The 24,583-nt window shown below is 64.8% G+C and carries 21 protein-coding genes and 2 tRNA genes; 5 read left to right on the top strand and 18 right to left on the bottom strand.

The window, feature by feature from the left end:
* Positions 1–38 precede the first annotated feature (38 nt).
* Genes QRN45_RS07020 through thiL form a run of 3 tightly spaced genes read right to left on the bottom strand, consistent with a single transcriptional unit; the run spans position 39 to position 4,381 of the window.
* Complete coding sequence (locus QRN45_RS07020) at positions 39–2,318, bottom strand: ATP-dependent DNA helicase RecG (protein ID WP_284762796.1); 2,280 nt, start codon at positions 2,316–2,318, stop codon at positions 39–41.
* The gene (locus tag QRN45_RS07015) at positions 2,308–3,345 is read right to left on the bottom strand and encodes a DAK2 domain-containing protein (protein ID WP_284762828.1); all 1,038 of its coding nucleotides are present in this window, start codon (positions 3,343–3,345) and stop codon (positions 2,308–2,310) included. Before QRN45_RS07015 ends, QRN45_RS07020 begins: the two co-directional genes overlap by 11 nt.
* Positions 3,346–3,367: 22 nt before the next feature.
* Entirely contained in the window at positions 3,368–4,381 is a 1,014-nt protein-coding gene (thiL, locus tag QRN45_RS07010) for a thiamine-phosphate kinase (protein ID WP_284762794.1), read from the bottom strand.
* 97 nt (positions 4,382–4,478) lie between these two features.
* Between thiL and QRN45_RS07005 the strand changes: the two genes are divergently transcribed.
* Entirely contained in the window at positions 4,479–4,994 is a 516-nt protein-coding gene (locus QRN45_RS07005; protein WP_241707484.1) for a DUF3515 family protein, read from the top strand.
* 38 nt (positions 4,995–5,032) lie between these two features.
* Here the strand turns inward: QRN45_RS07005 and QRN45_RS07000 are convergent, their stop codons facing one another.
* From QRN45_RS07000 to leuC, 6 genes are all read right to left on the bottom strand, one after another.
* Entirely contained in the window at positions 5,033–6,154 is a 1,122-nt protein-coding gene (locus QRN45_RS07000; protein WP_284762826.1) for a D-alanine--D-alanine ligase family protein, read from the bottom strand.
* 89 nt (positions 6,155–6,243) lie between these two features.
* Positions 6,244–7,296, bottom strand: coding sequence for an NAD(P)H-dependent glycerol-3-phosphate dehydrogenase (locus tag QRN45_RS06995; protein WP_284762792.1), 1,053 nt, complete (start codon positions 7,294–7,296; stop codon positions 6,244–6,246).
* Entirely contained in the window at positions 7,293–8,069 is a 777-nt protein-coding gene (locus tag QRN45_RS06990; protein ID WP_264636557.1) for a lysophospholipid acyltransferase family protein, read from the bottom strand. The genes QRN45_RS06995 and QRN45_RS06990 overlap by 4 nt, the downstream gene beginning before the upstream one ends.
* 11 nt (positions 8,070–8,080) lie before the next feature.
* Entirely contained in the window at positions 8,081–9,406 is a 1,326-nt protein-coding gene (gene murA / locus QRN45_RS06985) for a UDP-N-acetylglucosamine 1-carboxyvinyltransferase (protein ID WP_059387657.1), read from the bottom strand.
* A gap of 350 nt (positions 9,407–9,756) precedes the next feature.
* Positions 9,757–10,359: a 3-isopropylmalate dehydratase small subunit gene (gene leuD / locus QRN45_RS06980; RefSeq protein ID WP_078108589.1), complete on the bottom strand. Its 603-nt coding sequence runs from the start codon at positions 10,357–10,359 to the stop codon at positions 9,757–9,759.
* 10 nt (positions 10,360–10,369) lie between these two features.
* On the bottom strand, positions 10,370–11,824 hold the full coding sequence (gene leuC, locus QRN45_RS06975; protein ID WP_284762791.1) for a 3-isopropylmalate dehydratase large subunit: 1,455 nt from the start codon (positions 11,822–11,824) through the stop codon (positions 10,370–10,372).
* Between the two features lie 112 nt (positions 11,825–11,936).
* Between leuC and QRN45_RS06970 the strand changes: the two genes are divergently transcribed.
* Together QRN45_RS06970 and QRN45_RS06965 are read left to right on the top strand one after the other, a co-directional pair.
* Entirely contained in the window at positions 11,937–12,656 is a 720-nt protein-coding gene (locus QRN45_RS06970) for an IclR family transcriptional regulator (RefSeq protein ID WP_028264661.1), read from the top strand.
* Between the two features lie 69 nt (positions 12,657–12,725).
* Entirely contained in the window at positions 12,726–13,289 is a 564-nt protein-coding gene (locus QRN45_RS06965) for a DUF1697 domain-containing protein (protein WP_284762790.1), read from the top strand.
* 176 nt (positions 13,290–13,465) lie between these two features.
* Here QRN45_RS06965 and QRN45_RS06960 read toward each other — a convergent pair.
* Both QRN45_RS06960 and QRN45_RS06955 read right to left on the bottom strand, forming a co-directional pair.
* A tRNA-Glu gene (locus QRN45_RS06960) sits at positions 13,466–13,541 on the bottom strand.
* A gap of 140 nt (positions 13,542–13,681) precedes the next feature.
* Positions 13,682–13,753: transfer RNA gene (locus QRN45_RS06955), tRNA-Gln, on the bottom strand.
* Positions 13,754–14,084: 331 nt separating this feature from the next.
* On the opposite strand from QRN45_RS06955, the gene QRN45_RS06950 reads away from it, so the two are divergent.
* Positions 14,085–15,548: a hypothetical protein gene (locus QRN45_RS06950; protein WP_284762789.1), complete on the top strand. Its 1,464-nt coding sequence runs from the start codon at positions 14,085–14,087 to the stop codon at positions 15,546–15,548.
* Between the two features lie 8 nt (positions 15,549–15,556).
* Here QRN45_RS06950 and QRN45_RS06945 read toward each other — a convergent pair whose 3' ends face one another.
* From QRN45_RS06945 to QRN45_RS06930, 4 genes are all read right to left on the bottom strand, one after another.
* The gene (locus QRN45_RS06945) at positions 15,557–16,270 is read right to left on the bottom strand and encodes an HAD family hydrolase (protein WP_284762788.1); all 714 of its coding nucleotides are present in this window, start codon (positions 16,268–16,270) and stop codon (positions 15,557–15,559) included.
* A gap of 12 nt (positions 16,271–16,282) precedes the next feature.
* On the bottom strand, positions 16,283–17,797 hold the full coding sequence (gene gltX, locus QRN45_RS06940; RefSeq protein WP_078108585.1) for a glutamate--tRNA ligase: 1,515 nt from the start codon (positions 17,795–17,797) through the stop codon (positions 16,283–16,285).
* 85 nt (positions 17,798–17,882) lie between these two features.
* A complete protein-coding gene (locus QRN45_RS06935; protein WP_241707477.1) occupies positions 17,883–18,659 on the bottom strand; it encodes a fumarylacetoacetate hydrolase family protein in 777 nt (258 codons plus the stop codon).
* Positions 18,660–18,715: 56 nt separating this feature from the next.
* Positions 18,716–19,498, bottom strand: a complete 783-nt coding sequence (locus QRN45_RS06930) for an MBL fold metallo-hydrolase (RefSeq protein WP_284762785.1) — start codon at positions 19,496–19,498, stop codon at positions 18,716–18,718.
* Positions 19,499–19,776: 278 nt separating this feature from the next.
* Here QRN45_RS06930 and QRN45_RS06925 point away from each other — a divergent pair, with 278 nt between their 5' ends.
* The gene (locus tag QRN45_RS06925; RefSeq protein WP_284762783.1) at positions 19,777–20,370 is read left to right on the top strand and encodes an SGNH/GDSL hydrolase family protein; all 594 of its coding nucleotides are present in this window, start codon (positions 19,777–19,779) and stop codon (positions 20,368–20,370) included.
* Between the two features lie 59 nt (positions 20,371–20,429).
* Here the strand turns inward: QRN45_RS06925 and QRN45_RS06920 are convergent, their stop codons facing one another.
* The 3 genes from QRN45_RS06920 to metG form a co-directional block, all read right to left on the bottom strand.
* Positions 20,430–21,542, bottom strand: a complete 1,113-nt coding sequence (locus QRN45_RS06920; RefSeq protein WP_284762782.1) for a branched-chain amino acid aminotransferase — start codon at positions 21,540–21,542, stop codon at positions 20,430–20,432.
* A gap of 135 nt (positions 21,543–21,677) precedes the next feature.
* A complete protein-coding gene (locus QRN45_RS06915) occupies positions 21,678–22,742 on the bottom strand; it encodes a 3-isopropylmalate dehydrogenase (protein ID WP_372489618.1) in 1,065 nt (354 codons plus the stop codon).
* A 277-nt stretch (positions 22,743–23,019) separates the two neighbouring features.
* The gene (gene metG / locus QRN45_RS06910; RefSeq protein ID WP_284762781.1) at positions 23,020–24,579 is read right to left on the bottom strand and encodes a methionine--tRNA ligase; all 1,560 of its coding nucleotides are present in this window, start codon (positions 24,577–24,579) and stop codon (positions 23,020–23,022) included.
* Positions 24,580–24,583: the final 4 nt, after the last annotated feature.

Below are 24,583 nucleotides of genomic sequence, written 5' to 3'. Positions count from 1 at the left end.
GGGCTGCGCACACCGCGGTGCCTTCCGGAATGGACTCCTTAGCCGCGTTCAAGGAACGCCTCCTTTTCGGGGTTCAGATATTCGTCAATTGCGGCGGCCAGGGCCTGCTGGCCCTCGAGCCCGGGATCGTTGGCAACGAGCCCCTGGGCATCCGTGCGGGCGCGGGCGATCACGTCCTCATGCTCCAGGACCCGCAACAGTTTAAGCGTGGAGCGCCCGCCGGATTGCGAGGCGCCGAGGATGTCTCCCTCGCGCCGCAGCTTGAGGTCTTCCTGGGAAAGTTCGAAGCCGTCGGTAGTGGACGCTACGGCGTCAAGGCGCCTGCGGCTGGGGTGGCCGGGTTCGAGCGTCGTGACCAGCAGGCATGTGCCCGGAAGACCGCCGCGGCCCACCCTCCCGCGGAGCTGGTGGAGTTGGGAAATGCCGAAGCGGTCGGCATCAAGGATCACCATCAGCGTGGCATTGTGGACGTCCACGCCCACCTCGATGACGGTGGTGGACACCAGCAACTGGGTCTGGTTAGCGGTGAACGAGGCCATGGTTTCGGACTTGAGCGCCGAATCCTGCCGTCCGTGAAGGGGCTCCACCCGGACGCCGCGCAGGGCCGGCTCCTGGCCGAGAGTTTCGACGACGGCGGTCACCGAAGCGAGCTCGCGCGCCGGGCCTTCGTCCGAAAGTCCGGCGTCGCTTGGTTCCGCTTCGCCCGGGCTGAAGTCGCCGTCGTCGTCGTCTCCGATCTTGGGACAAACAACGTACACCTGGTGACCGGCGTCGATTTCTTCCCGCGAGCGTTTCCAGATCCTGGCCGCCCAGCCCGGATTCTCCGCGAGTCCGACGACGTGGGTGGAGATGGGTGCCCGGCCCGCTGGAAGTTCGTCGAGCACGGACGTCTCAAGGTCGCCGAAGACGGTCATGGCAACCGTGCGCGGGATCGGGGTGGCAGTCATCACCAGCAGGTGCGGCGGCCGGTTGGCCTTGGCCCGCAGGGCGTCGCGCTGCTCCACCCCGAAGCGGTGCTGCTCATCCACCACAATCAGGCCGAGGTCCTGGAATGAGGTCTTGTCGCTCAACAGTGCGTGGGTGCCGATCACGATGCCGGCGTTGCCCGAGGCCGCGTCCAGCATGGCCTGCTTACGGGCAGCCGTCGGCATGGAGCCAGTCAGCAAGGCGACCTGGACCGACCCGGGGCCGCTCCCCGCCCCGCCGTCCAACGATCCGGCGCCACCCAGCATCCCGGCGCCGCCGAACAACCCGTCGCGCGCCAGCGGGCCCAGGGTCCTCCGAATGGAATCGAAGTGCTGGGCCGCGAGGACCTCCGTGGGTGCCAGAAGTGCAGCCTGTCCGCCGGCGTCCACCACTTGCAGCATGGCCCGCAAGGCCACGATCGTTTTTCCGGAACCGACCTCGCCCTGAAGCAGGCGGTTCATGGGCGAGTCCTGTGCCAGCTCGTGGGAAAGCGTCTTTCCCACGGCGGCCTGGCCGGCAGTCAGCGTGAACGGAAGCTGCCGGTCGAAGGCGGCAAGGAGCCCTTCGGGCAACGGCCGCCGGGCGGTGGCCTCCTCGGCAGCCAACTGGGCCCGGCGCCGCGCCAGCGCAGCCTGCAGGACGAGTGCCTCTTGGTAGCGGAAACGGTCACGGGCACGCTGCCAGTCCGCTGCCGTTTCCGGGGAATGGATCAGCCGGTACGCCTCCCCCACCGCCAGGAACTTCTCCCGGGACGCGATTTCGGCAGGCAGCGGATCCTCGATGCCGTCCACGTCGATGGTGTCCAGCAGCGTCGTGATGACCTTGTGGATGGACCAACTGGTGAGTTTCGCGGTGGCTGGATAAACGGGAATGGGCATGGCAGCCAGCTTTTCCGGATCGACGGAACCGCCCAGCTCCGGGTCCTCGTCGAGGAGCATGAAGTCCGGATTGGTCATGCCCAGGGATCCGCCGTAGCGGCTCACCTTGCCTGAGAACATCACGCGGCGCCCCGGCTGCAGCTCGCTGCGGGCGCGGAAGCCGTTGAAGAAACTGATCTTCAATGTTCCGGGGATCTGTTCGCCGCTGGCCTCGTCCGTGACCACGACGTCCGTCAACGATCCCCGGCGCGCCCGCATTTGCCGGGTTGAGTTGGACAGGACCCTGGCAATGAGGGTGGCCTCTTCATCCAACGGCAGTTTACTGATGGGCGTCAGTTCCCCACGGTTCAAGTAACGGCGGGGAAAGTAGTTCAGCAGCTCCCCGACAGTGTCCAGGCCAAGGTGCTTCCCGATGACGGACGCGGAGCGTTTGCCGATCCGCCGCTCGAGGGGAAGGTGGAGCTCAGTATTCATGCCCGTGCTGGCCCGCCGGAAGCCCTGGGTCGCGCGGCATCGAGAGCTGGCTGACGGAGATGTCGGTGGGGTCGCCGAGTGAGCGGATGACGGCCACAGCGGCTTCAGCGTCCGGAACGTGAACGTGCACGCGCCAGCGGTAGCTGGCTTCCGCAGCGTCCTCATCGTCATCGTCGTCGTCCCCGGCACCGTTCGATCCCGACGGGTTGCTCGCGCTGCCCACTTGGCTCATGATGACGGAGTCGCCGAGTTCGTCCAATCGCTGGCGGAGCGTGGCAGCGGACAATGGTGAAAGGCTGATGGTGCACATGACTTCGACGCCGTCGTCGGCAGGCATCCCGGCGTGGATATGCGGATCCTGCAGGTCATAGCCGTGCAGCCCGTCCAGGAGCTCATCCTGGAGTTCCTCGCCGAGCACGGCCGAACGGAGGCAGTCCAGGATCAGCAACATGCCCACCCCGCCCGCGTCCACTACCCGGGCGGCGTGCAGCGTGGCGAGTTGGTCCTCGGTTTGCACCACCGCATCCAGCGCGGCGTTGACGGCGGCGTCGAGGGCCAGGCCGAGCGCCTGGTTGCTGTCATCCCCGTTGTGCGCGGTATCGCATTCGCCGGCTGCCCTCGCGGCAGCGTCGAGGACGGAAAGCATGGTGCCCGGTACAGGCTCGCTCAAGGCCGACCAAGCCCGGATCTGGGCCCGGTTCAAGGCGGCGGCAAGCAGCGGCGCACTAAGGCGCGTGTGCCCTGCCAGCGGCTCGGCCAGTGCGCACAAGAAGACGGCAAAGAGTGTCCCGGAGTTCCCCCGGGCCTGTTCCATGGCCGCCCGCCCCGCCGCGGCCAGAACGACGCCGACGTCGTTGACCGGCTCGTCCGCGGTGGAACGATCAGAGAAAGCTGCGGCAGCGGCACGGACGGTGAGGTAGAGGTTGGTTCCGGTGTCGCCATCTGCCACCGGGAAGATGTTGATGGCGTTGAGACGGTCGCTGTGGTTCCCGAGCGTCGTCTCAGCTTTGCCAAGCCACCGCTTCATGGCGTGCGTATTGGCGGCAATCTTAGTCTGCAAAGTGATCCCATCCCGCGGTGTCAGCGGGCATTCCCGCTATCCGGACGCCGCTGTGCTGTCCTTCGGCAACGGCCTGGATCGAGCCTATCGCAGTGAAGCCGGAAGGTAGCTGAACATTTGCTGGAAATGTCGCCAGCAGTCCATGGTCCTCTCCGCCACCCAGGACCCATTCCATGGGATCGAGGCCAAGGGGAGCCGAGGCGGCTTCCAAGGGAGTGGCGAGGGCCTTGAGCGCGATGGGGTCGAGGTCGAGGACGACGCCGCTGGCTACGGCGAGGCGGCCGGCGTCGCGCAGGAGCCCGTCCGAGACATCCATCATGGCGGTTGCGCCTGCCTTGGCACCCAGCGGTCCTGCGGCGAGGGGCGGCTGCGGCCGGCACTGGCTGTCCATGAGTGCGCGCTGGGCAGCGTTCAGCTGGCCCACGGGTATGGTGCTTTCGAGGAGGGCAAGTCCCGCTGCAGCTCGTCCAACAGTTCCGGCAAGGGCCAGGGTGTCACCGGGACGGGCCCCGGAGCGGAGGACGGCGGGCAGCCCATGCATCGTCCCGACGACGGCAACGGTCACCGCGATTTCGCGGCCACGGCCGAGGTCTCCCCCGGCGACTGAACAATCGGGTGCCCCCAGTCCGACGATGCCGGCCGTCAGGCCATCGGCGAAGTCCTCGACCCACAGGACCGGAGTTCCGGGCGGCATGGTCAGGCTGACGACGAGGGATACGGCAGTGCCGCCCATCGCGTTGATGTCGCTGAGATTCTGTGCCGCCGACTTCCAGCCGACGTCATACCCGGTGGTCCGGTATCCGTTGTTCCATTCCAGCCGGAAGTCCTGGTCCTGGGTCTGGGTGTCGATGGAAATCAGGGTCCGGCCATCCGGGGCAGCGACCACGGCGGCGTCGTCCCCCGGCCCGAGCAGCACGCTGCTGCTGTGCTTCAGGCGCGGAAAGATGCGTACGAGGAGCTCCCCTTCGGAGAGCTCACCGACAGTCTGTTGTTCTATGGACACAGCTCTACGCTATCGCGAACCGCCGACATCAAAGGGCTGTCCGCTGGCGCCCGCTGCTCCGATCCTCGGTTTGCCGCAGCCGCGATAGGCTTGATCAATGCAACAAACGAAAGCCGCTGTGTACGTTCGCGTCCTCTGTTCATTGACAGCCGCGGCGGTTTCGGTCCTCAGCCTTGCAGCCTGCTCCCCCGTGGTCGACGTCCAGCCCGCGGCCGATGCCGCGAATGCCGCCTGCGCGCCCATGATGGTGGCGCTCCCGGATACGATCGGCGATGCCGCGCTGCGGAAGACCAATAGCCAGGCCACGGCGGCATGGGGCGACCCGTCGGTACTGATTCTGCGTTGCGGGGTCAATGTGCCCGGCCCCACCACGGACCGCTGCGTCACCGTGAACGACGTCGACTGGGTCATCAAGGAAGGCAACCCGGCATGGACCCTGACCACCTATGGTCGCGAGCCCGCCACGGAGATCCTCATGGACCCGAACAAGATCAGCTCCGCCACGGTCCTTGCGGACCTTGCACCGGCGGCGTCGAAGATCAAGGCCGTCCGCAAGTGCGTCGGCCAGCCTGAGCTGCTGCAGAACCTGCCCACCGGCGCCCCCGGCAAGTAGCAGGCGTGCCGCAGCAGGCTGTCAGCGACAGCCTGCTGTCAGCGCAGGCCGGTTTTGCGGTTGAGCGCCAGGTAGATGAGCTCGTCGATCAACTCGGCGTAGCCAAGCCCGGAGGCCGCCCACATTTGCGGATACATGCTCTTCGGGGTGAATCCGGGCATCGTATTGATTTCGTTGATGATGAGTTCGCCGTCCGGCGTGTAGAAAAAGTCCACGCGGCTGAGGCCTTCTGCACCGACAGCGTCGAAGGCAGCCGCAGCGAGTTCACGGACGCGTGCAATGGCCTCGGCGGGAATATCGGCCGGGCAGCTCAGGGCTGCGGCGCCGTCCTCCACATATTTGGCGTTGAAGTCGTAGAACTCGTGTTCGCCTGGAGCTACGGCGATCTCCCCGGGCATGGAGGTTCGCGGGACCGCGGTGCCTCGTCCTTCCAGGACGGCGCACTCGATTTCGCGGCCCACAATGCCGGCCTCGATCACGAGCTTGAGGTCGTGCCTCCGTGCCTCGTCGATGGCGGCATCCAATCCGTCCATCGAGTCAACCTTGGAGATCCCCATCGAGGAACCGGCCCGGGCGGGCTTCACGAACACGGGAAAGCCGAGGCGGTCAACACGCTTGCGCACGGCTTCGGCGTCATTGATCCAATCACGGTCAGTGACTGCCACATACGGTCCCACCGTAAGGCCGGCGGCCTCGAAAACGACCTTCATGAAATGCTTGTCCATGCCGACGGCGGATGCCAGCACTCCGGCTCCCACATAGCGGGTGTCGGAAAGCTCCAAAAGACCCTGGATGGTGCCGTCCTCGCCCCAGGGCCCGTGCAGGAGCGGAAACACGACGTCCACGGAACCAAGTTCCTCAGGTACTGCGTTCGGCGCCGTGACGATCAATTGGTGGGCTCCACCCACCTCGGCGAGGGTGACGGTCTTCCCCGAAGGAGGCACCTCAGGCAAGGCCGTTGCGCTCAGCGACCACTGGCTGATGTCAGCGGAGGGGATCACCCACTGGCCCGACTTGGCAATCCCGATGGGGACGACGTCGTACTTGTCTTTGTCGATGGCGCCCATGACGCCGGCCGCCGTCACGCAACTGACTGCGTGTTCGCTGGACCGACCGCCAAAGAGCACGGCGACGCGGGGCCGCCGGGGAGCGGCCGGCATCGTCGACTCGGCAGTTCCGGTGGACTCGGCAGTTCCGGTGGAAGCGGCAGTCTCGGCAGTTCCGGCAGACAGGGATTCTTCGGTCACAGTCAGTAATCGCCTTCGGACTTCAGGGAGCGGGCCAGGAGTCTGGGCCCAAGTTCATCAACGGACAGTTTGCCTTCGAGGACGGCTACCACGGCCGCGGTGATCGGCATGTCGACGCCGAGTTTTCCGGCTAGTTCGTAGACAGCGTACCCGGATTTGATGCCTTCCGCCGTCTGGGTCATGCGCTCGGTGACCTGTTCCAGCGTCAAACCTTCGCCGAGCAAGCGTCCTGCCGTATGGTTCCTGGACAAGGGCGAAGAGCAGGTGGCAACCAGGTCTCCGAGCCCGGCGAGGCCAGCAATGGTGCGTGCCTCGCCACCGAGGGCAAGCGCCAACCGGGAGGTTTCCGCAAGGCCGCGAGTGATCACGGACGCCTTGGTATTGTCGCCCATTTGCTTGCCTTCGCAGATGCCGACGGCGAGGGCGATCACGTTTTTCACGATTCCCCCGATTTCGACGCCGACCACGTCGTTGCTCGTGTAGGGGCGGAAGTACGGCGCGGTGCAGTAGAGCGCGAATGATGCGGCCGTTGCTTCGTCGCTGCATGCCACCACGGAGGCCGTGGGTTCCCGGCGCGCGATCTCCATTGCCAGGTTGGGGCCTGAAACGACGGCGACCCGTTCCTGCGGAATGTCGAGTTCCTCGGAAATCACTTGGCTCATGCGGGAATCGGTACCGAGTTCAAGGCCCTTCATGAGGGAAACGACCACGGCGCCGGGAGCCACGAGTGGTTTCCATTTGCGCAGTTGAAGCCGAAGCGACTGCGCCGGCACGGCCAGAATCACGAGCCCGGCGCCCGCAAGGACCTCGGCCACATCCGTGGAGGCCGTGATGGAATCGGGCAGCGCAATGTCCTTCAAGTACTGGGCGTTACGGTGCTCCGTGTTGATCTGGGCAACCACTTCGTCCCGCCGGCCCCAAATCCGGATGATCCGCTCCGCACCGGTGGCTATCGCAGCATCCGCCAGGACTTTCGCGAACGTGGTACCCCAGGATCCCGCGCCAAGGACGGCGACAACACCGTTATCGCCTATGAGTTCTTCCCCGGAGGTCACTTCTGTCCGTCCGTGGCGTCGGCGCCCGAGGTTCCTTCAGTCGCTTGGAAGCGACCGTGCTTCGACTGGTTGTGGGCGGCAGGGTCCCAGCGTTCCTTGGGCGGTTCTTCCCCGCGCAAGGTTGCAAGGAGCTCCGTGATGGCGTCCATGACGACGTCCGTAGCCTCAACCAGGGTGGCCCGATCCAGCGGTCGGCCTTCGAAAGCGCTGAGATCAACCGGATCGCCGACCAGGATGCGGGAAGTCTTCCGTGGGAAGACATGCAGGCGCTTGGCGTAACGGGGGAACACCTCTTGGGCACCCCAATGGGCGATGGGAACCACGGGAGCACCGGTCTGGAGCGCCAGGCGCGCCGCTCCCGTGTGACCCTTCATCGGCCACAAATCAGGATCGCGCGTCAGCGTGCCCTCAGGGTAAATGATGATGGCACCGCCGGCATCCACCACTTCCTGGGCGGCTTGCAACGAACGGTTCGCCCCCGCCGTCGAGCGCTCCACGGGAATCTGGTTCGCAGCGCGCAAAAGGCTACCCAGGACGGGGACCTTGAAGAGGCCGGATTTCGCGAGGAAATGCGGTGGACGCTTCATGTTGTAGAGCATGTGCCCCACCACAATCGGGTCGATTTCGGTGCAGTGGTTCGGGGCCGCAATGAAGCCACGCGCGGGGAGCTTTTCGGTCCCCTCCCACTTCTTTGCCATGAGGATGTTCATGAGCGGTCGCGCAACTCCCGCAAGAACAGCGAACATGGCACGGCTCTGGGCCGATTCCTTCAAGGTATCCCCCGTTACTTGGATTCGGTGAGGTCGAAATCGGCGCCCAGCCCGGCAAGTTTTTCAGTGAAACGCTCGTAGCCGCGGTTGATGATGTCGATCCCGGTCACCCTGGACGTACCGGTCGCGGCAAGCGCCGCAATAAGGTGGCTGAATCCGCCACGGAGGTCGGGAATGTCAATGTCGGTGCCCCGCAGCGGAGTAGGTCCCGAGACGACGGCGGAATGCAGGAAATTGCGCTGGCCGAAGCGGCATGGCACGCTTCCAAGGCATTCGCGGTGGACCTGGATGGTTGCGCCCATGCGGGTCAGCGCGTCGGTGAAGCCGAAACGGTTCTCGTACACGGTTTCGTGGACGATCGATACGCCTTCAGCCTGCGTCAAGGCGACCACGAGTGGTTGTTGCCAATCGGTCATGAAGCCCGGGTGCACGTCCGTTTCAAGGACGAGGGGGCTCAGCTTTCCGCCGGGGTGGTAGAAGCGGATGCCGTCCTCGCGGATGTCCATGCCGCCGCCCACCTTGCGGTAGGTGTTGAGGAAAGTCATCATGTCCCGCTGGGAAGCACCTTCAACAAAGATGTCTCCACGCGTCACCAAGGCGGCGGAAGCCCACGACGCCGATTCATTGCGGTCTGCCAGGGCGCGGTGGTCGTAGCCGCCCAGGTCGCGGACGCCCTCGATCCGGATGGTGCGATCGGTCTGAACGCTGATGATGGCGCCCATCTTCTGGAGCACCGCGATGAGGTCGATGATTTCCGGTTCGGTGGCGGCACCGCTGAGTTCGGTGATGCCCTCTGCCCGCGTGGCGCTCAGCAGGACTTGCTCCGTAGCTCCCACCGACGGGTACGGGAGGGAGATCTTCGCGCCATGGAGGCCCTTGGGAGCGGAGATGTGGATGCCGCCCGGGCGCTTTTCGACGACGGCGCCAAACTGGCGGAGCACGTTCAAGTGGTAGTCGATCGGCCGGTCGCCGATCTTGCAGCCGCCGAGATCGGGAATGAATGCTTCGCCGATGGCATGGATCAACGGACCGCACAGCAGGATCGGGATGCGGGAGTCGCCGGCGTGTGCGTCGATAGCGGTGCTGGACGCAGTCTTCGCATTCTTGGGGTCCAGAGTGAGATCGCCGGTGACGGGATCCTTCTGGACAGTCACGCCATGAAGCTGCAACAGGCTGGTGACGACCTCCACGTCCTTGATCTCCGGAACGTTCCTCAACACCGAGGGTTCGTTGCCGAGGAGGGAAGCCACCATGGCCTTGGGAACAAGGTTCTTGGCACCTCTGACGGTGACGCGGCCGGTCAAGGGGACGCCGCCGCGGATTGTCAGAACACTACTCATCTATACCGGTTTCCTCACGAGTTGATGCCCCCACACTTACGAAGGCTCCAGCTAAGCATAAAAGCTGACGTTACCGATTCGAAATGGAGGGGCGTGGCGAAGGCGGGTTTGCTGGTGCTGAAGGGGACGGAATCGGCATTGCATGGCGGACTTTTCCACATACGACGCGGCGGGCTGGCCTTTCCGCGACGCGGGGTCACTTAGGGCCCATGCTGCCGCGCGGCATGGGCCCTAAGTGACCCCGCGTTCGTGCCCGGCGAACCGGAGTGCCACGCACACGAAAAGGACCGGCGCACCCGTTCCTTCGGGTGCGCCGGTCCTTTCACGGCGCAGAAGCTCGTTGATGCGAGCTACTGGATTCGCGCAGGGAGGGTTTTCGGCTTGAAGGAAGGCCTCGTGGCCTCGTAGGCCGTGATGTCTTCCTCGTGCTGCAGCGTCAGCCCGATGTCATCCAGGCCCTCGAGGAGGCGCCAACGGGTGTAGTCATCGATCTCGAAGGGTGCCACGACGTTACCGCACTCAACCGTCTTGGACACGAGGTCCACCTTGACTTCGGTGCCGGGCGCGTTTTCGAGGACCTTCCAGATGAGCTCGATGTCGTCCTGGGCAAGCTCGGCCGCCAAGAGCCCTTGCTTTCCCGAGTTGCCGCGGAAAATATCCGCGAACCGGGAAGACAATACAGCTTTGAACCCGTAGTCCTTCAATGCCCAGACCGCGTGCTCGCGGGACGAACCGGTACCGAAATCGGGTCCCGCCACAAGCACGGAGCCGGCGTTGAAGGGTTCCTGGTTCAGGATGAAGGACGGGTCTTTGCGCCACGCCGAGAACAGGGCGTCTTCGAAACCGGTACGCGTGATCCGCTTCAGGTAGACCGCTGGAATGATCTGGTCGGTGTCAACATTGCTCTGGCGCAGCGGGACACCGATGCCGGTGTGGGTGGTGAACTTTTCCATGGGGATCCTCCTAGGCGGCGTCGGTGGTGGTGGATGCGGAAACAGAGGCGGGCTCCAGGTCCGAAGGCGAGCTCAGCGTTCCGCGTACTGCCGTGGCTGCGGCGACGACCGGCGAAACCAGGTGGGTGCGGCCGCCCTTGCCCTGGCGTCCTTCGAAGTTGCGGTTCGAGGTGGACGCGCAGCGCTCCCCCGGTTCCAGCTGGTCCGGATTCATGCCCAGGCACATGGAGCAGCCGGCGAAGCGCCATTCAGCGCCGAATTCCTTGAACACCTTGTCCAGGCCCTCGGCTTCGGCTTCCAGGCGGACACGAGCCGAACCGGGAACCACCAGCATCCGGACCTTCGGGTCCTTTTCCCGTCCGCGGATGACGTCGGCCGCGGCACGGAGGTCCTCGATGCGGGAGTTGGTGCAGGAGCCCAGGAAGACCGTGTCCACCCGGATGTCCTTCATGGGCGTGCCGGCTTCGAGACCCATATACTGCAGGGCCCGTTCCGCGGCCAGCTTGGCGTTCTCGTCACCGAAGTCCGCGGGGAAGGGCACGGCTTCGTTGAGCGAAATCCCCTGGCCCGGGTTGGTCCCCCAGGTCACGAACGGCTCCAAGGTATCGGCGTCGAGGTCCACCTCGACATCGAAAGCGGCGTCATCGTCAGTGTGCAGCGTGTTCCAGTATTCGACGGCGGCATCCCACTCGTCGCCCTGCGGAGCGTGCGGGCGGCCGTACATGTAGTCGTAGGTCGTCTGGTCCGGAGCCACCAGTCCGGCGCGGGCGCCGGCCTCGATGGACATGTTGCAGATGGTCATGCGGGCATCCATGGAGAGGGCCCGGATGGCCGAGCCGCGGTACTCCAGGACGTAGCCCTGGCCGCCGCCGGTGCCGATCTTGGCGATGACTGCCAGGATGATGTCCTTTGCCGACACGCCTGGGCGCAGGGTGCCTTCAACGTTGATGGCCATGGTCTTGAACGGCTTGAGGGACAGTGTCTGGGTGGCCATGACGTGTTCCACCTCGGAGGTGCCGATACCCATCGCGAGCGCCCCGAAGGCACCGTGGGTCGAGGTGTGCGAATCGCCGCAGACAACCGTCATGCCGGGCTGGGTGAGGCCCAGCTGCGGGCCGACAACATGCACAATGCCCTGCTCGGCGTCGCCGAGCGAGTGCAGGCGGACTCCGAACTCCTTGCAGTTGTTGCGCAGGGTCTGGATCTGCGTCCGGCTGGTCAGGTCGGCGATCGGCTTGTCGATGTCCAGGGTCGGCGTGTTGTGGTCCTCCGTGGCGATGGTGAGGTCGGGGCGGCGCAGGGGGCGTCCGGCGAGGCGCAAGCCCTCGAAGGCCTGCGGGGAGGTCACCTCATGCACGAGGTGCAGGTCGATGAACAGAAGATCGGGCTGGGCGTTGGCTCCTTCGCCTTCGCCCTTGCGCACCACGTGCGCATCCCAAACTTTCTCGGCCAGTGTCTTTCCCACGGCCTGCTCCCTTCACTGCGGTTGGCTTGACTACTTCCACTGAACATCAGCGATCCGAACTGCGCCAGTGAAACAACTTGCATCTCAGATATTGAGACGGCAATATCATTACATGGACAATTCTAGTGGAGTCGGCGTCATCGATAAAGCAGCCCAAGTACTCGACGCACTTGAGGCGGGGCCAACCACCTTGGCTCAACTTGTGGCAGCAACGGGACTGGCCCGCCCCACCGTGCACCGGCTGGCGCTGGCGCTCGTCCACCACCGCCTCGTGAGCCGCGATATCCAAGGACGCTTCGTCCTCGGCAGCCGTCTTGTCGAGCTTGCCTCGGCAGCCGGCGAGGACCGGCTCATCGCTTCCGCCGGCCCTGTCCTGATCCAATTGAGGGACGCCACGGGCGAAAGCGCCCAGATCTTCCGCCGCCAGGGCGACTGGCGCGTCTGCGTCGCTTCGGCGGAACGCCCGATCGGCCTGCGCGACACCATTCCCGTGGGCACCCAGCTCTCCATGAAGGCCGGCTCCGCCGCCCAGATCCTGTTGGCGTGGGAAGACCACGACCGCCTCCTGGACGGACTCCAGAACGCCCGCTTTACGCCCACCGTCCTGGCGGGAGTACGACGCCGGGGCTGGGCCCAGAGCCTCGGTGAACGCGAGCCTGGCGTCGCCTCGGTGTCCGCACCCGTGCGCGGCCCTTCCGGCCGCGTCATTGCCGCGGTATCCATCTCCGGCCCCATCGAGCGCCTGACCCGTCAGCCCGGAAGACTCCACGCCGAAGTCGTCTGCAACGCCGCCCGGGTATTGACCGAAGCCCTGCGTAAAAACAACGACTAGCCGCGTCCCGATTCCCGACTGCTTCGCCGTGGCGCCCCTCTCGTCGAGGGGCGCATGTAGGGTAGGCGCATGGACAGCTTTGCCGTGTTCCTGCGCGGGATCAACGTGGGCGGGATCAACATCAAAATGGCCGACCTCAAAGCGGCCCTCGCGGCGTATCCCTTCAATGAGGTCAAGACCCTGCTGGCCAGTGGCAACGCGGTACTCAAGAGCGAGCTCGACGCCGCGGGAGTCAAGGAGCAGTTTGAGAAGTGCCTGAGGGAAGCCTTTGGCTACGACGCCTGGGTGGTGGTCCTGACCGCCGAAAGGGTCGCCGAACTAGTCGAAGCCTGCCCCTACCCGGCCGACGACAAAGCCACGCACAGCTACATCACCCTCGCCTCTGACACTGCCATGTTGGATGAACTATTCGACGCCGGCACGGCTCTCGGGGCACCAGGGCACGGCGGCGTCGAGCATGTCCGGCTGGGTCCCGAGGCCTCGGCATGGCTCGCCCCGGCGGGAGGCACCCTGGATAGCCCCTTCAGCAAGCTCGCCGCCAAGGCGCGTTATAAAGCGAGCATCACCACCCGGAACCTGCGCACGCTCATCAAAGTCAGGGACGCCGCGGAAGCCCTCCAAAAGACCACCTGAGCGCCACCCGTACGGCGTTCCCTCTTTTGAGCCGGAAAAGCGTTTGTGACACGGCGAATCGCGGCACCCCTGGACTTTCGCGCAGCAAGCAAGGGGAGAAAGGTACGGCGTCCGACGTTCCATCCAACCGACACAAAGAAAAATCCCCCGGAACCTGTTGGTTCCGGGGGATTCATTGGTGACCCCAGCGGGATTCGAACCCGCGTTACCGCCGTGAGAGGGCAGCGTACTAGGCCGCTATACGATGGGGCCTTGCACTGTGTTTTACCGCTTTGTGAATTCCGCTTCCGGTATTCAAGCTGAATGAGTATTTCACACATTCAGCCTTGTTTCAAATCGGCAAACCGATGAGAAACTCCGAATTCCCGCACAAATATGCGGATTATTCAGAGCTGGGATACCAGGACTCGAACCTAGAATGACGGTACCAGAAACCGTAGTGTTGCCAATTACACCATATCCCATTGGCACTTTTAGGCCGGATTCGATGGCTTAAACCTTCGCTCCGTGCCCCTCAGCACGAGTAGTTACTTTACCCGAGACTTTCGATGCACACAAATCGAGCACCCAGGTGCGAGGCCGGCCCGGCCCTATCCCGAGCGAACGGACGAACTGGGAAAAACCCTTGCAATCGACCGGATCCTAGGTTTACTCTCGGTAAGTTACCAATCGGTAACCAACGCCACGCACTTGTTTCGTGGCACAGCTCCAGGCCGGAACGCCTGTTAGCTGCGTCACATGGGGGGATCCCCGGCAGCAGTGCCGCTGCCGGGAAGTCATCGAGAGGAATTGCCCATGACACCGAACCCTGCCAATGCCACCAGAACACGAAGCCGTGCCCAGATCGTCGCCATCGCCGTACTCGCACTTCTGCTCATAGCCCTCCTCGGCTTCTATACCTTGGTCATCGGGAAGATCGCGGCAGGGTCGGCGCAGCTCGATGACGGTGCCGCACAGGCCTCTGCCGGCGCCGGCCAGCTAAAAGACGGCGCAGCGAGGCTTGCAGGCGGAGCTGCGGAAGCCGGGACAGGTGCGGCGAAGCTGGCGGATGGCGCCTCAAAAGTCCAGAACGGAATCCAGGGCAAGCTGGCCCCTGGAGCCCAGCAGCTAAAGGACGGAGCAGACAAACTCGCTACAGGTGCCGTGAAAATCCAGAATGACGTCAACGCCAAGCTTGCGCCGGGGGTCTACAAAGTGGACGACGGTGCGCAGAAGCTCGCAGCCGGTGCCGTGCAACTTTCCGCGGCGCTGACTCCGACGCCCGGCGGCAACGCTGAGAACAATCTCGGCGACGGCGCCACTCAACTGAACAACGGCGCGAACCAGCTCAACAACGGAGCCGCCCAGCTCGACGCCGGTGCTGCGCAACTCGACGCGGGCGCCTCCAGGCTCGCTGCGGGCACCGATCAGCTCAAAGGTTACCCCGGAGCCGGCGACGACCCCACCAAGGGAACGGGCTCCGCCGCGTTGGCCCAAGGGCTACAGCAGCTCGCCGACGCCGCCAACGGCATCCAGGGCGTGGTGCCGCTGGCAGCGCTGAAGGCCCAGATCAATGCACTCAACGATGGCGCACACCGCCTTGACGCGGGAGCTTCGCAATTGCAGGCCGGCGCGGGCCAGCTTTCGGCCGGAGCGACCCAACTGCATGACGGCACCGGCCGGCTTGCCGACGGCACGGGGAAGCTGGCCGCAGGGACCGGCAAGCTGACGGCCGGTTTCGCCACTCTCGCCCAGAAGCTCAACAGCCAGGATCCAGCGTCCCCGGGCGTTGTCCTGGGAACCCAAATGCTCGCCGACGGGACTGCAAAGATCCGGGTGGGCATGGACGGCGTACCGGGCGACCCCGAGCATCCGGGTCTCCTCAAGGCCACCGCCAGCATGACAGACGGAACGTCGCGCTTGGCTGCGGGCACTGACTCGTTGATGACGGGAATCAAGGGCAGCCCCGCGGATCCCTCCTCCCCCGGTCTCCTGGACGGGTCCACTGCGTTGGCAGCGGGTGCCTCCAAGTTGTCGGATGGAAATGCCAAACTGGCGGCGGGCTCGGCCCAGTTGTCCACCGGTGCCAACAAACTCGCGGATGGAAATGCGCGAATCGCGGCGGGCACCACGGAACTCCATCAGGGAGCTGCGGCGGTATCGCCGTCGAGCATGACCGAGAAATCGGATACCGGTACGGCGCTCGGGCTTGTGGGCGTCCTGGGGGCGGGTTCCGTCGGGGCGTTCGTCTTCCTGCGCAAGTTCCGGCTGGCCGGGTAGCGGAAGCCTCAGGCGAGCAACCGCGTCAAGGAATCTATTTCCCGGCCGGAGAAATCGGAGTCGGGCTCGCCGGTGCGGTTCAGCCAGATGCCGCGCAATCCGGCGGCAGTGGCGCCGTCGGCGTCGAGAAGTCGGTTGTCGCCCACGAAAAGGGTCTCAGCCGGGGTGGTGCCCAAGCGGCGGACCCCTTCCAGGTAAATGGCGGGGTCCGGCTTGGGCACGCCCACGGTGTCCGTGCCGACGAGAACCGACACCCGCGCGAGTCCTGCGCTGTCGAGCTTGACCCGCTGGTAGTCATGGACGTTGTTGCTCACGGCGCCATAAGGGATGCCAAGGCCGTCCAGGGCATCGAGGACCGGCAGGACGTCGCTGAAGGCCCTGACATAACTGGGCTGCAGGCGCGAGTAGTCGTTGAGCCACGTGTGGGAGTCCTCACCGCCAAGCTCGACGCCGAAATGCCCCAGCGCCGCACGGCCGCGCAGCAGCCGCTGCTCGTTGAACGTCAATTCACCGGCGAGGTAGCGGTCATAGAAATGCGTGGTTTCGTGCGTGAAGATCCGTCCGAACTTCTCCCACCCGGCCTGGTCCAGGCCGGGCAGGAGGTGTTCGCTGACGTCACGCAGGGCCGTGGTCATGGCGTATTCAAGGTCCACCAGGGTGTCGTCGATGTCGAACAGGACGCCCCGGACCGTGCGGAACGACTCATGAAGTGCGTGGGTCACGGCGTGCCTGGACTAGCCGCGGAACGCGCGCAAGCGGGTGAGCGAGGATTCCTTGCCCAGGATGACCATCGATTCGAACAGCGGCGGCGATATGCGGCGGCCGGAAATTGCCGTGCGCACAGGGCCGAATGCAAGGCGCGGCTTGATGCCAAGATCCTCCACCAAAGCCTGCTTGAGGGCTGTCTGAATGCTTTCCGCTGTCCAGTCCGCGAGCGGTTCCAATGCTGCCAATGCGGCGTCCAGCACCTCGCCCAGGTTCTCGGGGAGGCCCTTGCGGGCGTCGTCGGCGACGTCGATCGCGTCGTCGTTCTTGAACAGGAAGGCGAGCATCTCCGGAGCCTCGCCCAGCAGGGTGATCCTTTCCTGGACCAGCGGCGCGGACTCGGCGAGGATCTCTTCCTGGCGCGGGGTCAGGATCTCACCCACGAAGCCTGCGGCACGCAGGTACGGCACAAGCCGCTGGCGGAAATCCTCCGGGCTGAGCATGCGGACGTGCGTTCCGTTGATGGCTTCGGCCTTCTTGATGTCGAAGCGCGCAGGGTTGCCCAGGACATCGTGGATGTCGAAGCTGGCCACGAGCTGCTCCACGGTGAAGATGTCCTCGTCAGCGCTCAGGGACCAGCCCAGGAGGGACAGGTAGTTGAGCAATCCTTCGCGGATGAAGCCGCGTTCCCGGTGCAGGAACAAGCTGGATTCCGGATCGCGCTTTGAAAGCTTCTTGTTGCCCTGGCCCATGACGTAGGGAAGGTGGCCGAACTCGGGCATGTATTCGGCCACGCCGATGGCGTAGAGCGCACGGTAGAGGGCGATCTGCCGCGGAGTGGAGCTGAGCAGATCCTCGCCGCGGAGGACGTGCGTGATCCCCATGAGTGCATCGTCCACGGGGTTCACCAGCGTGTACAACGGGGCTCCGTTGGCACGAACCACGGCGAAGTCGGGCACCGATCCGGCCTTGAACGTGATCTCCCCCCGCACGAGGTCGTTGAAGGTCAGGTCTTCGTCCGGCATGCGCAGGCGCAACACGGCGTTGCGGCCCTCGGCCTTGTACTGTGCGAGCTGTTCCTCGGTGACATGGCGGTCAAAGCCGTCGTAGCCGAGCTTGGGATCGCGCCCGGCAGCCCGGTGTCGTGCCTCGATCTCCTCGGGAGTGGAGAATGACTCATAGATGTGGCCGCCGGCCTTGAGCTTGGCGATGACGTCCTGGTACATGTCGCCGCGCTGCGACTGGCGGTACGGCTCGTGCGGACCGCCAACTTCGACGCCCTCGTCCCAGTCGATGCCGAGCCACTTCAGCGCGTCAAGCAGTTGGTGGTAGCTCTCCTCGCTGTCGCGGGCGGAGTCGGTGTCCTCGATCCGGAAAATCAGCTTGCCGCCGGTGTGCCGCGCGTAGGCCCAGTTGAACAGGGCCGTACGGATCAATCCAACGTGCGGAGTTCCGGTGGGCGACGGGCAGAACCGGACGCGGACCGGGGTTTCGGCGGTCACGGCAGGAATGGCGGCAGAGTTCGACGCAGCAACAGTAGTCATAATGGTTCCAACTTTACCCCGTGGCAGTGGGCGGAATGCCCAGTGCCACTAGGGGCGGGGGGACCTGCGGCGGCCCGCCAAAGCCTTACCGGCGCACTACCGGGTTGGACAAGCGGCCGATGCCTTCGATCTCGATCTCGTAGCGGTCGCCCTCCTGGACCAGCCCGACGCCGGCCGGAGTCCCGGTCATGATGACATCACCGGGAAGCAGGGTGAAAGCCTGCGAAACGATCGACACCAGCTCCCGCACGCTGCGGATCATCTGGTTGGTGCTGCCGTCCTGGCGGAGTTCGCCGTTGAGCCAGCCCTTGATGGCCAGGTCCTCGGGATCGAGTTCCGTCTCGATCCACGGGCCGAGCGGCGCGGAGGTGTCGAAGCCCTTGGCACGTGCCCACTGCAGGTCCGTTTTCTGGACGTCGCGGGCCGTGAGGTCGTTCCCGCAGGTGTAACCGAAAATGACGTCGTCCACGCGGTCTTCGGGCACGTCCTTGCAAATGCGGCCAATGACGACGCAGAGTTCCGCTTCGAAGGAGACCTCCTCCGAGAACTCCGGCAACACGATCGGATCGTTCGGGCCAACGACGGCGGTGTTCGGCTTCAGGAACAGCAAGGGGTGCTGCGGAACTTCATTACCGAGTTCCCGGGCATGTTCGGCGAAGTTCCGCCCGACGCCGATGACCTTGCTGCGCGGAATGATCGGTGCCAGCAGGCGCACGTCCTCCAGCTTGTGGCGGACCGAGGTCCGCTCGACGCCGTTGAAGAAGGGGTCGCCGTGGATGACAGTGATGACTTCACTGCCGGGCTCACCTTCAACGACGCCGTAGACGGGATCAGAATCAACAACAAACCGGGCGATACGCATGGGTTCTAGCGTACCGTCCGCAGGCGGACGCTACGCGCGCACTGCGGAGGGGTCTGCTAGCCGCGCAGATAGTCCAATTGCGCCGCCACCGAGGTTTCAGCGGCCCACCGAACGGAAGGATCGACGTCGGGATACACCGCATCGGTGACTGCCTGGACCCCGGCTTGGGCCCCGAGCCGCGCCAGGGCTTCACGGATCTGCTCCAAGCGCATCTCCCTGTGGGCCTGGTACTCGCGGCACACCGCGTCGACAGCCGGCAGAACGGGGCCGTGCGCGGGCAACAGCGTCGCCGGGCCAAGGCTTTCGAGTGTGTCGAGGCTGGAGAGGTAATCCCCCAGCCGTCCGTCGGGATAGTCCAGGACGGTGGTGCCCCGCCCCAGGATGGTATCGCCCGTCAGCACCGAGCCGTCCGGCCCGTCGCCCGGAAGGTGAAAGCAGACTGAGTCGGAGGTATGGCCTGGCGTGGCCAGCACGCGGATCTCCACTCCCGCGGCTTGGATGACCTCGCCAGCCCGCAACGGTTCGCCGCCATGGCACTGCACCGGATCCGCCGCGCGGACGGGCGCGCCGGTGAGTTCATGGAAGCGCACGGAGGCCTCCGTGTGGTCCTTGTGGCGATGGGTGATGAGAACGAGCTCCACCGTTCCTGCAGCGGCGAGTGCCGCCAGGTGGGATTCGTCGAGCGGTCCGGGATCGACGATGACAACTCCCCGGGCGTCCGGACCCGCAATGATGTACGAATTGGTGCCGTCGAGGCTCATCGGGCCCGGATTGGGTGCGAGCAGCGAGCGGGTGAAGGGACTGCTGTTCTGGAAAGAGGAGTCACTGGCCGGATTCACTTCTCCATCTTGGCACACGGCGTGGACGGACCCGGGAACGGAAGCCGGGTGCCTCGGAGCCGGCACGGCATACGACGTAGCATGGTGCCAAGGCACTGGGAAGGACGCTCGGCGACAGTTGCGGAGGAGTGGTCGAATTGCTGCGGAGTCAACCCCGGAGACACGGACTCCGGACGACGGCGATCGCAACGGTCTGTCTTTCAGCCCTCGCCTTCCTCAGCGCTTGTTCCTCCGACACCGGACCACGGTCCGCCGCGGGCCCGGGCCAGCCCACTGTGGTGATTATCGGAGACTCCCTCAGCACGGGACACGGCACTTCCCCAGCCGATGCCTGGCCCAATCTTGTGGGGAAGGACCCCGGCTTTCAACAGTTCCATGCGAGCATCGTCAATGCCGCGCATGATGGCAGCGGTTATGTCAGCGCCGGCGACAACGGATCGACCTTCGGTTCCCAGGTGGACGCGGCGGTAACGGAAGCGACGCGCTTGGTGTTGTTCTTCGGTTCCGAAAATGACATGGGAACCACCCCCGGGGAAACCGAGGCCGCGGCAGCGCGCGCGTTTGCCTCAGTCAAGTCCCGCGCTCCCGACGCCTACATCGTGGTGGTCGGGCCGCCGTCGTACACGGGCACGCCCGAGGCGGAAAGGCTCAACATCCGCGACCAGGACAGGGCCGCTGCCGCGAAAGCCGGCGCCGACTTCGTTGATCCCATCGACCTCGGCTGGATCATGAACGACGCGGCGGACCTCATTGGTCCCGACGGCGATCATCCGTCCGCAGCGGGCCAGCAGTATCTGCAGTCCAAGATGGAAGCACTCATCGAACCGCGGATCCGGCAAGGCAGCCCCGGCAACAGCCCGCTTGCGGGTTAACCGACGACGGCGACCCGCCCACCGCAGTGGGAGGCCGCCGTCGGGCGCTCTGCTGAACCTTAAGCCAGGCGGGTGAGCCAGCCGTGCTTGTCCTCGACCGTTCCGGTCTGGATGCCGAGCAACTGCTGGCGGATGGCCATGGTGGTTTCGCCGGCCTTGGCGTCCTCGGAGCCGATGAACTCGGTCTTGTCCTTGAGAACTCCGATGGGCGTGATGACAGCCGCGGTGCCGCAAGCGAAGACCTCGGCGATTTCACCGGAGGCAACGCCGTCGCGCCACTCGGCAAGGGTGATCTTGCGCTCGGAAACCTCGCGGCCCATGTCCTTCGCCACCTGGATGACGGACGACCGGGTCACGCCTTCGAGGATGGTTCCGGTGAGTGCAGGAGTGACGAGTGAGCCGTCCTTCATGACGAAGAAGACGTTCATGCCCCCGAGTTCCTCGACAGCGTCGTCGTTGAAGTGGTCCAGGAAGAGGACCTGCTTGCAGCCGTTCTCCTCGGCTTCCATTTGGGCAATCAGTGATGCGGCGTAGTTTCCACCGCACTTGGCTGCACCGGTGCCGCCGCGGCCGGCGCGCGCGTATTCGCGGGAGATCCAGATGGATACCGGCTTGAGCTCGCCGCCGAAGTAGTTGCCGGCCGGAGAAGCGATGACCCGGAACGAGACCTCGCGGGCCGCGCGGACACCCAGGAACGCCTCCGTCGCGACCATGAACGGGCGCAGGTACAGGGCTTCGCCGTCGCCGGACGGAACCCATTCCTTGTCCGCCTGCACGAGTTCGCGGATGGCACCGAGGAAGTATTCCTCGGGGAGTTCCGGGAGGGCGAGGCGGCGCGCCGACTTGTTTAGGCGGGCAGCGTTGGCCTCGGGACGGAACGTCCACACGGAGCCGTCAGCGTGGCGGTAAGCCTTGAGTCCTTCGAAGATCTCCTGGCCGTAGTGCAGCACTGCCGCCGACGGATCCAGGGAAATCGGTCCGTAGGCCTCGACGCGCGCACTGTGCCAACCGCCCTTGCCCTCTGTGTCAACGCTGTAGTCGACAATGACGGTGTTGTCGGTGAAGTAGTCGCCAAATCCCGGGTTTGCCAGGATAGCTGCACGCTCCTCAGCAGACTTCGGGGTCTCCGAGAGCTGCTGGCTGAATTCGACGCCGTGGGCAGTCTGAGTCATGTTTCCTCCAGTCGGCTACCAGGCAGAGCGAACCATCTCTTGGAGGATATGGTTCAGCGACGGACCACGGCAGCAGGTAAATAATTCAAGTAAAGCTTACGCCCGGGCACCGACCCCAAAATGCCAGTACAGGCCCTAGAGTGCGGCAGCGATGGCGTCGCCGATGGCCGCGGTGCTGCGGCTATCGCCGTCGCGGCTTTCGATATCGGCGACGACGGCGGTTTCGATCCTCCGGGCGGCCGCCGTGTAGCCGAGGTGGTCCAGCAGCAGGGCCGCGGACAGGATGGCGGCGGTCGGATCCGCTTTCTGCTGCCCGGCGATGTCCGGGGCGGAACCGTGGACGGGTTCGAACATGGAGGGCGCAGTCCGGTCCATATTGATGTTGCCGGAGGCTGCCAACCCGATGCCCCCGGTGATGGCAGCGGCGAGGTCGGTGATGATGTCGCCGAAGAGGTTGTCGGTGACGATCACGTCGAAGCGGGAGGGATCGGTGACCATGAAGATGGTGGCGGCGTCGATGTGGAGGTAATCGTGGGTGACCTCGGGGAATTCCTTGGCCACGGCCTCGACAGTACGCTTCCACAAATGGCCCGCGAAGACCAGGACGTTGTGCTTGTGGACCAGGGTGACATGCTTGCGGGGACGCTCGCTGGCGCGGCGGAAGGCGTCACGGACCACGCGCTCGACGCCATGGGCAGTGTTGAGCGATACCTCGGTGGCCACCTCATGGGGGGTCCCGCCGCGCAGCGTACCGCCGTTGCCGACGTACGGCCCCTCGGTACCTTCCCGGACCACGATGAAATCGATGGTGCCGGGATTGGCGAGCGGGCTGCCCACCGTGCCGTAGAGCCGCGAGGGGCGCAGGTTCACGAAGTGGTCGAGGCTGAAGCGAAGCTTGAGCAGCATCTCGCGTTCGATGATGCCGGAAGGAATGCGGGTGTCCCCCGGGGCCGCGCCGACAGCGCCGAAGAGGATGGCGTCGCGGGTACGCAGATCGGCCAGGACCTCGTCCGGGAGGGTTTCGCCGGTTTCGAGCCAGTGCTGGGCTCCAAGCTTGTATTCGGTCTGCTCCAGGGTGACGCCCTCTTCGGCGACGACCTTTTCCAGGACCTTGAGGGCTTCGGCAATGACTTCGGGGCCAATGCCGTCGCCGGGAATGACAGCCAGGTTGATCGTTGCGGCGGATTGCGTTGCGCTCATGTTTTCAGACTGCCAACGCATCCACATTCTGGTCAAAATCGTCTCACCATTTGAACGCCCCGGGCTCCCGACGCCCGCTCACATATATGGCACCTTCCGTCGATCCCGCTCACATAAGAGGGAGAAAAGACAAACGCCCGCTCCGATCTGCACGGCCGACGGACCGGATCCGAGCGGGCGTTCGCGTCAGGCACCGTATAGCTGAGCGGGCGTTCGCGTCAGGCACCGTATAGCTGAGCGGGCGTTTGCCCAAAAGGCGGTATAAGTGAGCGGGCGTTTAGGATTCGGCGGGCTCTTCGTAACGCGGGAAGACCGGGGCTGGAGCCGGGAGCTCCGTGCCGGGGACGATCGGCGTGGCGATGGCCGCGAACTGGCGCGCCTCGCCGTCGGGCTGTCCCAGCACCTCAAGCAGCTTGGCCGCCGACGTCGGCATGACCGGCTGGACGAGTATCGCCACGATCCGGACTACTTCCAGCGTGACGTACAGGACCGTGTTCATGCGCTCGACGTCGGTCTTGCGCAGCACCCACGGGGCCTGCTCGGCGAAGTACGCGTTCGTGTCACCCAGGACGGCCCAGATCGCCTCGAGGGCACGGCTGAATTCCTGCTTCTCGAAGGCGGCGCGGGCCACGTCCAGCAGTGCGCCCGTTTGTGCCAGCAGCGCCGAGTCCTCGGCCGAGAACTCACCGGGAACCGGCACCTTGCCCTCGCAGTTCTTGGCCACCATGGACAGCGAACGTTGCGCCAGGTTGCCGAAGTTGTTGGCAAGGTCCGCGTTCATGCGGCCCACAATGGCCTCGTGGTTGTAGCTGCCGTCGGCGCCGAAGGGCACTTCGCGGAGGAAGAAGAAGCGCACCTGGTCCAGGCCGTACTGATCCACGAAGTCCTTGGGCGCCACCACGTTGCCGAGGGACTTGGACATCTTGACGCCATTGTTGGTCAGGAAGCCATGGATCATGACCCGCTTGGGCAGTTCCAGGCCGGCGCTCATGAGGAAGGCGGGCCAGAAAATCGCATGGAACCGTGAGATGTCCTTGCCGATGATGTGGACGTCTGCCGGCCAGAACTTACGGAACGCCTCCGAATCGGCATCCGGGTAGCCGACCCCGGTCAGGTAATTGGTCAAGGCATCTACCCACACGTACATGACGTGCTTGTCGTTCCCCGGAACCGGGACGCCCCAGTCGAAAGTCGTCCGGCTGATGGACAAGTCCTGCAGGCCCTGCTTGACAAAGCTGATGACCTCGTTGAAGCGGTACTGGGGAGCGCCGAATTCCGGTTGCTCCTCGTACAAGGCCAGCAACCTGTCCTGGTAGGCGGACAGCCGGAAGAAGTAGCTCTCCTCCGCGGTCCAGGTCACTTCCGTGTCGGTATCGCGTGAGTAGCGGCCGCCGTCGTCCTTCAGGACGGTCTCGTCCTCGGTGTAATAAGCCTCGTCGCGGACTGAGTACCAGCCCTCGTACTTGGACAAGTAGATGTCGCCCTTGGCTTCCATCTTCTTCCAGATGGCCTGGGAAGCGGCGTAGTGATCGGCGTCCGTCGTGCGGATGAAGCGGTCGTAGGAAATACCCAAGGCAGCGTGGGCAGCCTTGTAGATTTCGGCATTCCGGTCCACGAGCTGCTTCGGCGTGATGCCTTCCTTCTCCGCCGCCTGGGCAATCTTCATGCCGTGCTCGTCCGTGCCCGTCAAGAACATCACGTCATAGCCATCGAGGCGCTTGAAACGGGCCATCGCGTCGGTGGCGATGTACTCGTAGGCATGACCGATGTGCGGCTCGCCGTTCGGATACGTAATGGCAGTGGTGATGTAGAACGGGGGTTTATCTGGAGACGTCACTCTA

Origin of the sequence: Arthrobacter sp. efr-133-R2A-63, from assembly GCF_030209795.1 — a bacterium.
Taxonomy (GTDB): domain Bacteria; phylum Actinomycetota; class Actinomycetes; order Actinomycetales; family Micrococcaceae; genus Arthrobacter; species Arthrobacter bambusae_A.
Note: the sequence above shows the minus strand (reverse complement) of the source record. Positions and strands in the feature narration are given on the sequence as shown.